This is a genomic window from Bernardetia sp. ABR2-2B, from assembly GCF_037126435.1.
GTDB lineage: Bacteria > Bacteroidota > Bacteroidia > Cytophagales > Bernardetiaceae > Bernardetia.
Map to the genome: position 1 here is coordinate 984,743 of NZ_CP147020.1, position 13,936 is coordinate 998,678.

General features: G+C 33.1%; 13 protein-coding genes. 8 read left to right on the forward strand and 5 right to left on the reverse strand.

Annotation, left to right across the window (positions count from 1 at the left end; all coding sequences use genetic code 11):
• Positions 1 to 5 precede the first annotated feature (5 nt).
• The gene (locus tag WAF17_RS04120) at positions 6 to 1,271 is read right to left on the reverse strand and encodes an ABC transporter ATP-binding protein (protein WP_338766594.1); all 1,266 of its coding nucleotides are present in this window, start codon (positions 1,269 to 1,271) and stop codon (positions 6 to 8) included.
• A gap of 210 nt (positions 1,272 to 1,481) precedes the next feature.
• Between WAF17_RS04120 and WAF17_RS04125 the strand changes: the two genes are divergently transcribed.
• The 8 genes from WAF17_RS04125 to WAF17_RS04160 all read left to right on the forward strand — a co-directional run bounded on the left by WAF17_RS04125 (position 1,482) and on the right by WAF17_RS04160 (position 9,902).
• Complete coding sequence (locus WAF17_RS04125) at positions 1,482 to 3,344, forward strand: ABC transporter ATP-binding protein (RefSeq protein ID WP_338766596.1); 1,863 nt, start codon at positions 1,482 to 1,484, stop codon at positions 3,342 to 3,344.
• A gap of 155 nt (positions 3,345 to 3,499) precedes the next feature.
• Positions 3,500 to 4,612 carry a diphosphomevalonate decarboxylase gene (locus tag WAF17_RS04130; RefSeq protein ID WP_338766599.1) on the forward strand — a complete coding sequence of 371 codons (1,113 nt, stop codon included), beginning with the start codon at positions 3,500 to 3,502 and terminating at the stop codon, positions 4,610 to 4,612.
• Between the two features lie 129 nt (positions 4,613 to 4,741).
• On the forward strand, positions 4,742 to 5,710 hold the full coding sequence (locus tag WAF17_RS04135) for a mevalonate kinase (RefSeq protein WP_338766601.1): 969 nt from the start codon (positions 4,742 to 4,744) through the stop codon (positions 5,708 to 5,710).
• 64 nt (positions 5,711 to 5,774) lie between these two features.
• Positions 5,775 to 6,344 carry a hypothetical protein gene (locus WAF17_RS04140; protein WP_338766603.1) on the forward strand — a complete coding sequence of 190 codons (570 nt, stop codon included), beginning with the start codon at positions 5,775 to 5,777 and terminating at the stop codon, positions 6,342 to 6,344.
• Between the two features lie 12 nt (positions 6,345 to 6,356).
• Positions 6,357 to 6,905, forward strand: a complete 549-nt coding sequence (locus tag WAF17_RS04145) for a hypothetical protein (protein WP_338766605.1) — start codon at positions 6,357 to 6,359, stop codon at positions 6,903 to 6,905.
• Between the two features lie 74 nt (positions 6,906 to 6,979).
• Complete coding sequence (locus tag WAF17_RS04150; protein WP_338766608.1) at positions 6,980 to 7,945, forward strand: UDP-glucuronic acid decarboxylase family protein; 966 nt, start codon at positions 6,980 to 6,982, stop codon at positions 7,943 to 7,945.
• Positions 7,946 to 8,087: 142 nt separating this feature from the next.
• On the forward strand, positions 8,088 to 8,669 hold the full coding sequence (locus tag WAF17_RS04155) for a hypothetical protein (protein ID WP_338766610.1): 582 nt from the start codon (positions 8,088 to 8,090) through the stop codon (positions 8,667 to 8,669).
• A 156-nt stretch (positions 8,670 to 8,825) separates the two neighbouring features.
• Complete coding sequence (locus WAF17_RS04160) at positions 8,826 to 9,902, forward strand: PhoH family protein (protein ID WP_338766612.1); 1,077 nt, start codon at positions 8,826 to 8,828, stop codon at positions 9,900 to 9,902.
• Positions 9,903 to 10,183: 281 nt separating this feature from the next.
• On the opposite strand, the gene WAF17_RS04165 is transcribed toward WAF17_RS04160, so the two are convergent.
• The 4 genes from WAF17_RS04165 to WAF17_RS04180 form a co-directional block, all read right to left on the reverse strand.
• Positions 10,184 to 11,245 carry a DUF952 domain-containing protein gene (locus WAF17_RS04165; RefSeq protein WP_338766614.1) on the reverse strand — a complete coding sequence of 354 codons (1,062 nt, stop codon included), beginning with the start codon at positions 11,243 to 11,245 and terminating at the stop codon, positions 10,184 to 10,186.
• 48 nt (positions 11,246 to 11,293) lie between these two features.
• The gene (locus WAF17_RS04170; protein WP_338766616.1) at positions 11,294 to 11,683 is read right to left on the reverse strand and encodes a biopolymer transporter ExbD; all 390 of its coding nucleotides are present in this window, start codon (positions 11,681 to 11,683) and stop codon (positions 11,294 to 11,296) included.
• Between the two features lie 39 nt (positions 11,684 to 11,722).
• Entirely contained in the window at positions 11,723 to 12,397 is a 675-nt protein-coding gene (locus WAF17_RS04175) for a MotA/TolQ/ExbB proton channel family protein (protein WP_338766618.1), read from the reverse strand.
• A gap of 128 nt (positions 12,398 to 12,525) precedes the next feature.
• Entirely contained in the window at positions 12,526 to 13,824 is a 1,299-nt protein-coding gene (locus WAF17_RS04180) for an SPOR domain-containing protein (RefSeq protein WP_338766620.1), read from the reverse strand.
• Between the last annotated feature and the right edge of the window lie 112 nt (positions 13,825 to 13,936).

Sequence of the window (13,936 nt, forward strand, 5' to 3'; positions counted from 1 at the left end):
TTTTTTTAATATGCCCATTCAAATTGAGGTTGGATAAAACCAACTTCCTTACCAGAGTAAACGCCTATATCTCTCTTTCTAGGAATAACTAATAATTTAATAACATCCTTTTCATATTTTACAGCTACCCTTTTTCCTTTTACTAAAAAAACATCTATAGTAAACTCTCCTTCATTAAAAAAACCTGATGGGATATACATTTTCAACTTTTCTTTACCCAACTTTAATCCATTTTCAAAAATACTGCCAGTACTCACAACAAAGAGGTATGTACCATCTTCTCCTTTGAAATGAAGTGTTATATCTAAACGTTCAGTACTTACTTCATAAAACTCATAATCAAATATCACTTCAATATCATCATCTTGTGCGATAGGATCATCTATAGTCTTATTTCTATTTTTGACAGCAACAGACTTTAAAGTAAAACCTTCTAAAGCCCAAGTATCATCTAACTTTTTATAATTTAAATTTGTAGTGTCTCCCCCTAAGTATCTCGCAACAGCTTTATCAATATTTCCATCAAAAGATATATTACCATGTTCAAGAAGTAAGCCCCTAGTGCAAAGAGATTTAACAGAATTCATATTATGACTAACAAAGAGAATTGTTCGTCCTTCATCAGTAGAAACATCTTTCATCTTCCCAATTGCTTTTTTCTGAAACTCTGCATCTCCAACAGCCAAAACCTCATCTACTACCAAAATATCTGGGTCTAAATGAGCAGCCACAGCAAAACCCAAACGAACAGTCATACCAGAAGAATAACGCTTTACAGGAGTGTCCATATATTTTTCTACACCTGCAAAATCCACTATTTCATCTAGCTTACGAGTTACTTCTCTTCTTGACATACCCAAAACAGCACCATTCAAGTAAATATTCTCTCTCCCTGTGAGTTCTCCATGAAAACCTGTACCTACTTCTAAAAGACTAGCAATTCTACCTTTTATCTTGATACTTCCAGTTGTTGGAGCAGTTATTTTTGATAAAATTTTGAGTAGTGTTGATTTTCCTGCACCATTCTTTCCAATAATACCAAGAATTTCTCCTTGCTTTACCTCAAAGTTTATATCCTTCAATGCCCATACATAATCAGAGTTAGATTTTTGAGTACGGTCATTGGTTTGTCCTACCAAAAGAGTAGGGTCTGCTTTCCCTCTTATCTTAGCCCAAAAACGAGCTGCATCATCTTTAAGAGTTCCACTTCCTACAAGCCCCAAACGGTACTGTTTGCTTATATCAGTAGATTTAATAACAATATTACTCATTCAGAAAGGGTCAGTAAATTTCATATAAAATAATAAGAAGAAACAAATATAGTATTTTTTGATAAAAAGTCTGTAAAAAACTTAAACTTCTCTAGTTTCTCTGCCTTGTATATCATCAGAACACAAAGTATAAAAACTATTTTGTCGTAACTTTGTAATTGAAATAGCAAAATAAATTAGAAATTTGAAATTAAATAAAAAGCATAAAAAATGGCAAAGGGAGACGGAAACAGAAGACGAAAAGCAGAAGCAGAAAAATTAACTATAAAAGACCAAGCAAAAGCACTCAATTATTTACCTCGCTTTTTTAAGCTTATTTGGCAAACAAGTCCACGTCTTGCCTTCACAACTCTAATTCTTAGAATTTTCAAAGCAATTATTCCACTCATAACTCTTTATGTCGGAAAGTTAATTATTGATGAAATTGTACGGCTTATTAACTCTGAAACTGCCTTTGAACTTATTTCTGAAAACACAAAGTATCTTTGGATTTTGGTTGGGATAGAATTAGGACTTACAATTTTTTCAGAGATATTGAGTAGAATAATTACACTTACAGATAATCTTTTGGGAGATTTGGTTGCTAATTACACTTCTGTTCAGCTTATCAAACACGCTTCTAAATTAGATTTAGAGCAGTTTGAAGACGCTACCTTTTACGATAAACTAGAACGAGCTAGGCAGCAGACTTCTGGGCGTGTAATCTTGATGACACAAGTCTTGTCTCAAGGGCAAGATATTATTACACTTGTTTCATTAGCAATTGGTTTAGTAGCTTTTAATGGTTGGCTTATCTTGATTTTGATTTTAGCTCTTCTTCCTGCTTTTTTGGGAGAAACTCATTTCAACGAACGTGCCTATTCATTGTCTTTGAGTTGGACACCTGAACGAAGAGAATTAGATTATTTGCGTTATATCGGAGCAAGTGATTTTTCAGCAAAAGAACTCAAAGTATTTGGCTTATCTGATTTTTTATCAAATCGCTTCAAATTTCTTTCAGATAATTATTATAATGAAAATAAAGTATTGACTCAAAAAAGAGCTTTTTGGGGAAGTGTTTTTTCGCTTATCGGAACAGCTTCTTATTATGTGGCTTATATTCTTATTATTATTGAAACGATTACAAAAGTAATTTCACTTGGAGATTTGACTTTTTTGGCTGGTTCATTCGAAAGGCTACGTTCTATATTACAGCAAATAATGGGACGTTTTTCTAGTATTGCTCAAAGTGCGCTTTATCTAAAAGATTTGTTTGAGTTTTTGGAGTTAGAACCCCTCATTCCTGTTACTGAAACACAAAGGCAAGTTCCTAATCCTATCAAAGAAGGTTTTGTGTTTGAAAACGTAGGCTTCAAGTATCAAAATCAAGAACGTTATGCTATCAAAAATCTTTCTTTTACACTTCATAAAGGCGAAAAACTAGCTTTAGTAGGAGAAAATGGAGCAGGAAAAACAACCTTAGTAAAACTTTTAGCTAGGCTTTACGACCCAACAGAAGGAAGAATTTTATTAGATGGATATGATTTGAGAGAGTACAATCCCACACAACTGCGTAATTTGATAGGTGTTATTTTTCAAGATTTTGTCAAGTTTGAACTGACTGTTTCTGAAAATATTGCAGTTGGAAGTATAAACGAAAGAGAAAATAAGGAATTGATTAAAGAATCTGCAACAAAAAGTTTAGCTGATGGTGTAGTAGAAAAACTGCCTGAAAAATATGACCAAATGCTGGGTCGGAAATTCACAGGTGGTGTTTCGCTCTCTGGTGGAGAATGGCAAAAAGTAGCTCTAGGACGTGCGTATATGCGAGATGCACAGCTTTATATTTTGGACGAACCCACAGCAGCATTAGATGCACGAGCAGAACACGAAGTTTTTGAGCGTTTTGCAGAGCTGATAGAAGGAAAAACGGCCGTTTTGATTTCACACAGATTCTCAACAGTAAGAATGGCTGACAGGATTTTGGTTTTGCAAAATGGAGGTGTTTTAGAAATCGGTTCACATGATGAGCTTTTAGAAAAAGATGGAAAATATGCCGAATTATTTAATTTACAAGCAGAGGGATATAAGTAGAAAGTAATATTTTATCAAAACATTTCTCAAAAAAAAGTATTTATCCATTTTGATAAGTAACTTTGTGCTTTTGATTTATAGATTTTCGCTTACTTCGCCGTTGTTGGTGTTTTAGTGAAGCGACACCAACAACATTTAACTTTAACTTTCTATTCATGAATTTTTCTGTAACAGACAACGATTTTTTTAAGGAAACTTCTCTTCTATCGAAAGAAGAAAAAAAAGGAACAGTCATACATAAAAGTCCTTCAAATATTGCTCTCATAAAATATTGGGGCAAACATGGAGTTCAACTTCCTAATAATCCTTCGCTGAGTTTTACACTTACCAATGCTTTTACAGAAACAAAACTGCATTATCAAACTAAAGCAGAAAATGAATCAAAATCAGAAATTTCTTTAGAATTTTGGTTTGAAAATAAGAAAAATGAAAAATTTGAACAGAAAATACACAAGTTCTTAGAAAGTCTTTTGCCTACTCAACCATTTTTAGGTTTTGTTCATCTCAAAATTTATTCTCAAAATTCCTTTCCTCACTCGGCAGGAATTGCCTCGTCAGCTTCTAGTATGGCAACTCTAGCTTTGTGCTTGTGTGATTTGGAAAAGCAACTTTTGAATACTTTAGAGAATAAAGAAGAATTTTATCAAAAGGCTTCTTATTTGGCTCGTTTGGGTTCTGGAAGTGCTGCTCGTTCGGTGTATTCGAATATTCCAATCACAACTTGGGGACAAACAAATGCCATCGAAAACACCTCTGACTTGTATGCTTCTCCCTATTCTTTGCCAATTCATGATATTTTTCAAAATTATCAAGATACTATTCTGATTGTTTCGGCAGAAGAAAAAAGTGTTTCTAGTCGTGCAGGTCATGCGCTTATGGAAACCAATCCTTTTGCACAAACTCGCTATGAACTGGCGCATTCAAATCTACAAAAATTAATTACAGCTTTAGAAAAAGGCGATACCAAAACATTTATTGAAGTAGTAGAAAATGAGGCTTTCGTGCTTCATGCACTCATGATGTGTAGTTCTCCTCCTTTTATCTTGATGGAAACAGGAACACTCACAATCATCAAAAAAATTCAAAAATTCAGAAAAGACAATAATATTCCTATCTGTTTTACACTTGATGCTGGTGCAAATGTACACGTCTTATATCCTAATAAATACAAAAACGAGTGTTTGGACTTTATAGAAAGAAAGCTAAAGCCGTTTTGTTTTGAAGGAAAATACCTAAAGGATCAGTTACCAGTAAATAGTAACCAGTAACCAGTTAATTTCAAATTCAATACACTTATTTGTATTGATAATTCAAAAGTATTATCCTGCCTTTCATCATAAAAATCATATAAATCATTTACCAATAACACCCAGTTGGTAGTTCGTAATTAAACCTTAATGAAATCTCCTTTTTTTAACTCAAAAATTCTACTTTTTGGCGAGTACGGCATCATTCACGAAGCAATGGGACTTGCTCTTCCTTACGATTTATTTCAAGGAAGATTAATTTTCAAAAACGTAACGCAAGTTTCTTCCAAAATTCTCCAATCCAACAAAGAATTAAGGACTTTTGCTGATTATCTAAAAAAACTCACAAAAGAAGAGGACTTTCCCATTGAATTTGATTTTACTTCCTTAAATTTTGATTTAGAACAAGGACTTTTCTTCGAATCTACCATTCCACAGGGCTTTGGAGTGGGGAGTTCTGGTTCGCTAACGGCTGCCATGTATCAGCGTTATGCACGTAAAAAGCTACCGATTGCTAATGGAGTTCCGACAACAGAAGAGATAAGTGACTTAAAAAAGGTTTTTGCTAGAATGGAAAGTCATTTTCACGGTTCTAGCTCTGGTTTTGACCCTCTGATTTGTTATTTGAATATGCCGTTGCTCATAAAAAGTAAAAAGCATATTGAAGTAACTCAAATTCCAGATTTTGAAGTCAATAAGAAAAATCCTAAAGAACCTAACAAAGGAGCAGTATTTTTACTCAATACAGGCAGACCACGCCGAACAGAACCGTTGGTCAATCTTTTCTTAGAAAAATGTAAAAATAAAGACTTTGCTGATGCTTGTCAGAATGAGTTTATTCCACTAAATAATGCTTGTATAGAAACCTTCTTGGCTAATGATTTAGAAGCTATGTTTAATAATTTGAGTGATTTATCTCATTTTCAATACAAAAACTTCCAGCCTATGATTCCGTCTTTATACCGTCCACTTTGGAAACATGGCTTACAAACAGATGATTATTACTTGAAACTCTGTGGCGCAGGTGGTGGAGGTTTTATTTTAGGTTTTACAAAAGACTTTGATAAAGTAAAACATCATTTTTCGCAGTATCAAGTGAGGGTGGTTTATGAGATTTGAGAATAATTATTACAATATTTTCTAAGTGAATAAAATAATCCAGAGAAATTTAATATGAGTATATATGATAGGTTATAAGGTACTAAAGTTTAGCTATTTACTGTTATTTCTATTATTGTGTAGTTGTACATATAAAGGATTTCCTTCTGTTTATAGATTACAGAATTTCGATGAATACGAAGAGAAAAGAGTTTTAATAGGAATTGATTCTAATTCTCTGACTTTAGGAGGTAAATACTATTATCCTATTTTCATTAATCGGTATAATAATAAGTACCCATGGGGATATGTACGATCTACTAAAGATACTGTATTCTTTATGTCTCAAAAAGGTTCTTCAGAACAAACTCTATTTGTAAATAATATTAATTCAATACATAAAGAAAATCTGATAATAGACGATTACTTTTCCATTGCACCAGAACCTTTTTCTACAAAAATGAATTTTACTCTCACAAGTAAAACTTATGATGAAAAATTAGATTCGGTTTACACTTATTCAGTCAAATATCTAATTGCTCCAGTATCTGATTATATATATTTAGAATGTATTAAATTTTCTCCTGTTAAAGGTTTAGTAAGTGTTACATTTCTAAATCCTTTCGGAGGAAAAAGTGAAATAAGAGTACGTTAAAATATTATTCCAGTGACTGATAAAGAATATGATATTATAACAGAAATAGTTGCACCAATTTATTTGGATATATTTTCTCTTTGTTATTGTGACGATATGGATGAAGAGGAAGAGGCTGAATTTTTTAATACTTTAGAAAAAATAGTGAATCGTCCTAACTTAAAAGATGAAGTCAGATTATTATTTGAAAGTTTTGAAATTGATAACTGGAGAATAAGAATAGTTTTGAGTTGGTTAAGTGCTGTCTTTGATTGGAAAGAATTTCAGCCTGATATAGCATCATTTATAACAAAACATAGTCGTATGGGTAATTCTGTTTATTTATACGTCATGTTGGAATTTAATAATGAGCAGAGTATCAAAAGCATGAAAAAATTTATTGATGAGAAAGCAGAAAATGTCAAAGTAGATGATCCTTACGGAGATGTCCATTTTGCAGAACAAATACTTTTGCTGCTGCAAGAAGATATAAATAGTAATAAAAATATTACTGAATACTTATTAGATTTGAAAAAATCTATGCTCAAAATAAGACGAAAGCTAAACATTGATATAAAGTAACTCAAAACTTCCCTAGATTTTCCTTAAATTTGTCTATACTCATCTTTTAGAAAAAAATAGACATTAATTTACGAATGAAAAAAATACTTATTGCAGGTGCAGCAGGTTTCTTGGGTTCTCATCTTTGCGACCGTTTTATTGCAGAAGGTTATTATGTTATCGGAATGGATAACCTTCTGACAGGAAATATCAAAAACATAGAACATCTTTTTGAACTTCCTAATTTCAAATTCTATCATCACGACATCACTACTTTTGTTCATGTTCCTGATGATTTGGATTATATCCTTCACTTTGCTTCTCCAGCTTCTCCGATTGATTATCTCAAAATGCCTATTCAAACACTCAAAGTTGGTGCATTGGGAACTCATAATCTTTTAGGACTTGCAAAAGCAAAAAAAGCTAGAATTTTGGTAGCTTCTACTTCTGAAATCTATGGCGACCCAGAAGTACATCCTCAAACAGAAGAATATTGGGGAAATGTAAATTCTGTTGGTCCTCGTGGAGTGTATGATGAAGCAAAACGCTTTTTAGAGTCTATCACAATGGCATATAACAAAGCACACGGAGTAGAAACTCGTATGATTCGTATTTTTAATACCTATGGACCTCGTATGCGACTAGATGACGGACGTGTGTTGCCTACTTTTATGCGTCAAGCAATTGAAGGAGAAGATTTGACTATTTTTGGAGATGGTTCTCAAACTCGCTCGTTTTGTTATGTAGATGATTTGGTAGAAGGAATATATCAACTTCTTTTGAGTGATTATGATTTGCCAATGAATATTGGAAACCCAAGTGAGATTTCGATGTCTGATTTTGCAGAAGAGATTATCAAACTGACAGGAACTTCTCAAAAAGTAGTCTATCACGATTTACCAAAAGATGATCCGAAACAGCGTTGTCCAGATATTACAAAGGCAAAAAATATCTTAGGTTGGACTCCAAAAATTGATCGTGCAGAAGGCTTGAAGAGAACGTATAAATTCTTTAAGGAAATATTAGATAAAAAAGCTGCTGATAATTCAGTAAAAGCATAATCTTTATAAAAAATGTATTAAAAATTTAATCTAACATTTTTAATGCAACATCAGTTTTGATTCTTTCGTCGTATATTTAGGCGAAAGAATCATTTTTTATAGTCTAATTTTTCAAGGAAAATAAAATAACTCATTAGTCATCATGACAAATAAAAAAATAATAGATAGTATCAGTATCAAAATTTTAGCTTTTCTTTTTGTAGGATTATTTTTTCTTACAGGTTGTTTTGCAGAACCTGATTATCCAGTTGTTCCTCAAATTACCTTTGTAGATATAGAAAACTTACAGAGTCAAGCAAGAGCAAATACAGATTCAGTAATTATTACTTTGTTTTTTCAAGATGGCGATGGCGATTTAGGACTAAGCTCATCAGATACTTTGCCTCCTTTTTCAGATAGAAACCCAGATGGAACTGTTAATCTTTTTAGGCATAATTTCTTTGCTGATGTAGAGCGTTTGAATGAAAACGGAGAGTTCGAACCTGTAACTTTTGCTTCTCAAAACTTTAATCTCAACTCTCGTTTTCCAGTTTTGAATACGTTAGAAAAAGAAACAGCTTTAGAAGGCGACCTTAGATACTCTATTGAAGTCATTAGCACTAGTTTTTCTCCTGTAAAAAAAGGAGATGTTTTGAGATACAGAATAAGTATTGCTGATAGAAACCTTAATGTAAGCAATGTAATTCTGACAGAACCTATGACAGTAGGAGTTTATGATGAATAAAGCATAATAAATTTAGATTTCAGAGGATATATTTTAGAACTAAATACCTTATATTTGGGTTCTAAGTTTATTACATATTATCATTCAGAATTCTGACTTCTACTATTTATGTTATTACTTCTGAATTCATATTTCTAACTTCTAATTTTATTTAATTTGGTAGAAAAAATAATACCTTTAAAAGATATTTCCTTAGTCGATTTTTTGGGCGTAGAAAACAGGAATATCAAAGAAATTTCACTCTCTTTTCCCAATAGTAAGATAGTGGCTCGTGGAAACGAACTTCGCATACAAGGTAATCGCACCGAACTTTTACATATTAACGAAATTATAAATCTTCTTTTGGAGCATTATAATCGATATGGTCTTGTTTCTGTTGAAGATGTTCGTAGTTATATTGAGCAAGATGCCGATATGATTTCACAAGCACGTCAGAAAGACGAGAATTTAGTATATGGCGTACAGGGAACACCTATCAAAGCCAAAACGCCTAATCAAAGAGAGTTAGTACAGGCTGCCTCAAATAATGACGTTGTCTTTGCGCTTGGTCCGGCAGGAACAGGAAAAACCTATATTGCTGTTGCTTTGGCTGTCCGTGCATTGAAAAATAAACAGGTCAAAAAAATTATTATTACTCGTCCTGCTGTTGAAGCTGGAGAAAGCTTAGGTTTTTTACCAGGCGATATGAAGGAAAAAATTGATCCTTATTTGCGTCCAATTTATGATGCTTTGGCTGATATGATTGCCCCTGAAAAGCTCAAATTTTACCAAGATACCAATGTTATCGAAATTGCTCCAATTGCCTATATGCGTGGTCGTACGCTTTCAAATGCTTTTGTTCTCTTAGATGAGGCTCAAAACACGACGACTATGCAACTCAAAATGTTTCTTACTCGTTTGGGTTTGGATTCGAAGATGATAATTACAGGAGATATGACCCAAGTGGATTTACCTAGAAATGTTTCTTCTGGACTTGCACAGACTGTCAAAATACTTAAAAATATTGATGGAGTTGCTGTGGTAGAACTTTCAGGAAAAGATGTAGTTCGTCATAAACTTGTTCGTCATATTATTAGTGCTTATGAGTCTTTAGAAGACCAAATGGCGCAGAAAGCAGAAGAAGCAAGAGAAGCAATCATTAAGGAAAGTAGAGAAAGCAGAGCTAAAAAACAGGAAGCTAGAGCAAATGCTTTTGATAAATTGAAATCTAAAAATGATTCGGAAGAAGAGTAAATTGTAAGTCTGTTTATTCTTATTTTAATGTGAACTCAGTATATGTTTTTCGTTTTTTACTCCTTTAGGAGTTACATATCAGCTTTTTTAAATCACAAATTATATAAAGTTCCTACAGAACAATTTGATGTTAGCTTCTATTTTTTACCAAGATAGAGTTCCGATGGAACAAAATTCAAGAAATAGCGTATAAACAACTGATTTATAAAGCATTAAAAACTTAGTTCACATTATTTTGTAACGTAAAGAAGAGTTTTATCTTTGATAAAGCTCTTTTTTTATTACTCATAAAACTCATCATCAATAGTTTCATCAAACTCAAAAACTCCATTTTCATTTTTGCTTATTTCACTCATTCTAAAAATTGCCATTCTTGGGATATAACCATAAATGTGAGGAAAAAGTAAACCATCAGGTGCATATTCATCTTTTACTAACGAATGAACACGTTCGGGTGCAATATGCAAAACCAAAACAGACTCTTCATCTGCAAAATATTTGTTAGCAGAACGTGCAACTTGCCCAGCATACGAACAATGAATAAATTCTCCTGGTGGACGAATTTGTGTATCTTGATAATGGTCTAAATCCCAATCAGAAAGCTTTACTAAATGATAAAAACGTTTGGGAAGTGGTTTTGTGAAAATGTTCTTTGGGTCTTGCCAACGCTCCCAATTATAAGCTTGAATATTAGGAAAATGCTTTTTATAATCGTACATAGAAGGCAAATCATAACTATATCCATGATAATAATAGCTTTTTTGTTGCTCCTTTGCATACTCTATTTCCATTAGCATCGTATAAGTTCCCAAGCTATTACTGTAATAATCTGGGTCATACATTCCATAAACAGACGAAATAGCTTCCTCTCCAATATCAAAAAAGCTACATGCAATTAGTTTTCCCCTTCCTTTATCTACTGGGTTTGTTTTACCTTCTCTTTCTGTATCATAAATGTTTATTTGATAGGTAGGGTTCGGTATTTTGTCTGGCTGACGGGAAAGAAAAACATAAATGTCTTGTGGAATAGTATGTGAAAATTTTTCTTTGTGTCTATTAAAAAGAACGTGGTGTTCTGTCGTGAGCGCAATAGGTTCGATAACAGTTCTGAAATGCTTATTTTTTGACATAATTTTTCTAAATCGTTTGCTCTGTTCATACCCTTCTAACTCTACACGCAAAGGCACAACCATACAGAGAATATCATCATATAATGCCCAACTGTATCTATAAAAATGTGTTCCAAAGTGTCGCCATCCTTGTTTCCACAAAATATCTAATTGTTCTGGGCGAACACGCATCAAGTGTTTACTTTCGTTGATATAATTAGGAGGTATTGCCATTCTGATTCAATTATAAATTATAAAGAAAATTAGCTGGTACATTAAAAACTACTTTTTCTCAACAGCTAACTGAACTTTTATCCCTAACTCGTGTCCAATATCCATCACTTGAATAATTTTTTGAATGGGTGTTGTATTCTCAGCGTGTAAAACTACTTCTTTATCACCTGTATTTGGAAGAATAGATTTGAGTTCGTCTTTCATTTGTTCGATAGCAACTTCTTGTTTATTGACATAAAACTTTCCCTCTTCTGAAATAGTAATTGTTAGCTTTGGCATTACTGCGCCACCTGCATTACTTGTCGGAACATTGACCTCTACTGCCGAAGGGGTTACAAAATTGGAAGTAAGCATAAAGAAAATCAATAACAGAAATACAATATCTGTCATAGAAGACATATTGAAAGTAGGGTCGAATTTGAGCTGGGATTTTGGCATAACATTCTTTTTTATAGAGATTATTTTTAATAAAAAAAATTAGCTTGTTTGTTGCAACATCAATATAAAATCGTGAATGAGCGTATTCATTTTACCCGTTACTTTATGAATTTTGGCTATCAAATAATTATACATAATATAGGCAAAAAGTCCTACTACAAGTCCTCCCATTGTGGTTCCCATAGCTTGATAAATTCCTGCTGCCAATGCTTGTGGACTAGCTGCCCCATCTTGATTAGCAAGTTGAGAAAAGGCTTGAATCATTCCAACCACTGTCCCTAAGAATCCAACCATTGGTGCAGCACCTGCCACTAAAGAAATATAACCTACTTTTCTTTCTAATTTAGTAAGTTCTTGTTGAGCTACCTCATCGATACGTTCTTTAAGCTGGTCTGATTTTACATAAGTCATTATCTCAAGGCTCTCTCTCAAAATAGCAGAATAAGAAGAAGAAGATTTACGTAAGGCTTCTTGTGCGCTTTCCATTCCTCTACTCATCAATAGTTGTTTGATACGGTCTAGTAAGTCTTTTGGATTTTCTCGTGTGAGCTTGAAAAATGTCCATAACCTTTCAAAGAAAAAATAAAATAATAAAATGGAAAGTCCAATAAGCGTATAGCTAACAATTCCACCTGTCATAAATACATCTAAGTAATTTACACTTGCAGGGGGAGTTTCAATAGTAGCTTGAAGTAAAATAAGGGAAATATTCACAGTTGAAATTAATTATATAGATAGGAAGATAGCTTTAGTAAGATACGTACAAAACACTTTTTTAGAATATTTTGAATAAATACTGAAAATCAGAGTCAGAATAAAAATAGCAATTTCAATTCTGAATTTTAATAATTAAGAACCCACATATCAGGATAAGTATTTCCTAATGTATTCTTTTGATTATAAGCTTCTCGCTGTGAAGCTTGGTCACCTACGGTTACTCGGTACATTCCACGCTTTGGATACATTACAATTTTAGCATTAGAAACACCACTTCCCTGCAAATCTGAGCGAAGTTTACGAGCATTTTCTATTTCTGCAAAACTACCGATTACAATATAAAAACGATTTTTAGCATTATTAATTATATCTTCTGGCTGTGTTTCAGAGTTTGATGTATATTCAGTTGATGGGTCTGTACCATTATTTGCTGTATTGTCTGTTGCATTATCTGTATCTGTATTGTTTTCTGTATTATCATTATCTATTCCGTCCGTCGAATTAGAAGCATCTGCTGTTTCATCAGTTGAGTTATCAACTTCTGTTACAGGGTCAGTATTGGTATCGTTAGTAACAATCGTAGTAGCAGGTTTTTGCCCTAAAAGAGCCTTTACACTTGCCATTGCACTAGGGTCTGAAAGTATGTAGAGTAGAAAGGCAAAAGCAAATAAAATTGGAATAGCGATAAGCCACGCAACTATTGAAGACCTTTCTTCTTCTTCCTCTTCCTCCTCTTCTACATTGATAACTGGAGGAGCTGTTTCGCTCTTAACTGGAGGGTTCTCTACATGTGAGGTAGAGTTAATAAAACCTTCTTTTTCCTTTTTCAGACGGTCTTCTTCCTCTACTGGATCTTTCGCAAATCTATCTCCTAAGGTCGCATAAAGAGCTGCGTCTTTTTCTGTATCTTCATTTATTTTTTCTTTTTGAGCATCTCTATCAAAAACAGGCTCATCATCAGTATTAGCTACCAAGTCTGTATCCTCATCATTATTATCTTGATTGTTGTCTCTCTTATTCAATGGTTTTCTGTCAAGTGATGGCAATCCAAAAGCGTCATCTAAGAGATTATCGTCGTCTTGCTCAAACTCTAACGAACCATCAGGCTTTTTCTTTATTGTTCCTAATTGACTGACATACGAACTTCCTGAATTTCGGAGTTCATCGTCTATTCTATTCGTCATTTTTTCTAATTCTACTTGAAAATCAAAAATACTAATCCCTTCGGCTTCGGTTACACGTTTTCGCAAGAGTTCGTTTTTGTCACTTTTTAATTTCTCATAAAAATGAACTTTTTTACTCGGTGGAGCTACTAAACTGCCAGAAATTTCAGAACCTGCATAACCTGCTACGAAAGTACCGAGTTTTGGAACGACAACTTCATCGTTTTCATTTAATAATTGTTTGATATATTTTTCGAGCATACTGCCTATATTTTTATTTAAAATTGCTTAAAAAGATGAGTTGAAAAAATGTTTTCTTAAAAAAATAGTTTTAATGGCATTTCAATAAGAGAAGATTAAAAAACCATTCAAC

Bases quoted from the DNA above. Each gene is read 5' to 3' on its own strand.
- WAF17_RS04120 (WP_338766594.1), bottom strand. From the start codon at position 1,271: ATGAGTAATATTGTTATTAAATCTACTGATATAAGCAAACAGTACCGT.
- WAF17_RS04125 (WP_338766596.1), top strand. From the start codon at position 1,482: ATGGCAAAGGGAGACGGAAACAGAAGACGAAAAGCAGAAGCAGAAAAA.
- WAF17_RS04130 (WP_338766599.1), top strand. From the start codon at position 3,500: ATGAATTTTTCTGTAACAGACAACGATTTTTTTAAGGAAACTTCTCTT.
- WAF17_RS04135 (WP_338766601.1), top strand. From the start codon at position 4,742: ATGAAATCTCCTTTTTTTAACTCAAAAATTCTACTTTTTGGCGAGTAC.
- WAF17_RS04140 (WP_338766603.1), top strand. From the start codon at position 5,775: ATGATAGGTTATAAGGTACTAAAGTTTAGCTATTTACTGTTATTTCTA.
- WAF17_RS04150 (WP_338766608.1), top strand. From the start codon at position 6,980: ATGAAAAAAATACTTATTGCAGGTGCAGCAGGTTTCTTGGGTTCTCAT.
- WAF17_RS04155 (WP_338766610.1), top strand. From the start codon at position 8,088: ATGACAAATAAAAAAATAATAGATAGTATCAGTATCAAAATTTTAGCT.
- WAF17_RS04165 (WP_338766614.1), bottom strand. From the start codon at position 11,245: ATGGCAATACCTCCTAATTATATCAACGAAAGTAAACACTTGATGCGT.
- WAF17_RS04170 (WP_338766616.1), bottom strand. From the start codon at position 11,683: ATGCCAAAATCCCAGCTCAAATTCGACCCTACTTTCAATATGTCTTCT.
- WAF17_RS04180 (WP_338766620.1), bottom strand. From the start codon at position 13,824: ATGCTCGAAAAATATATCAAACAATTATTAAATGAAAACGATGAAGTT.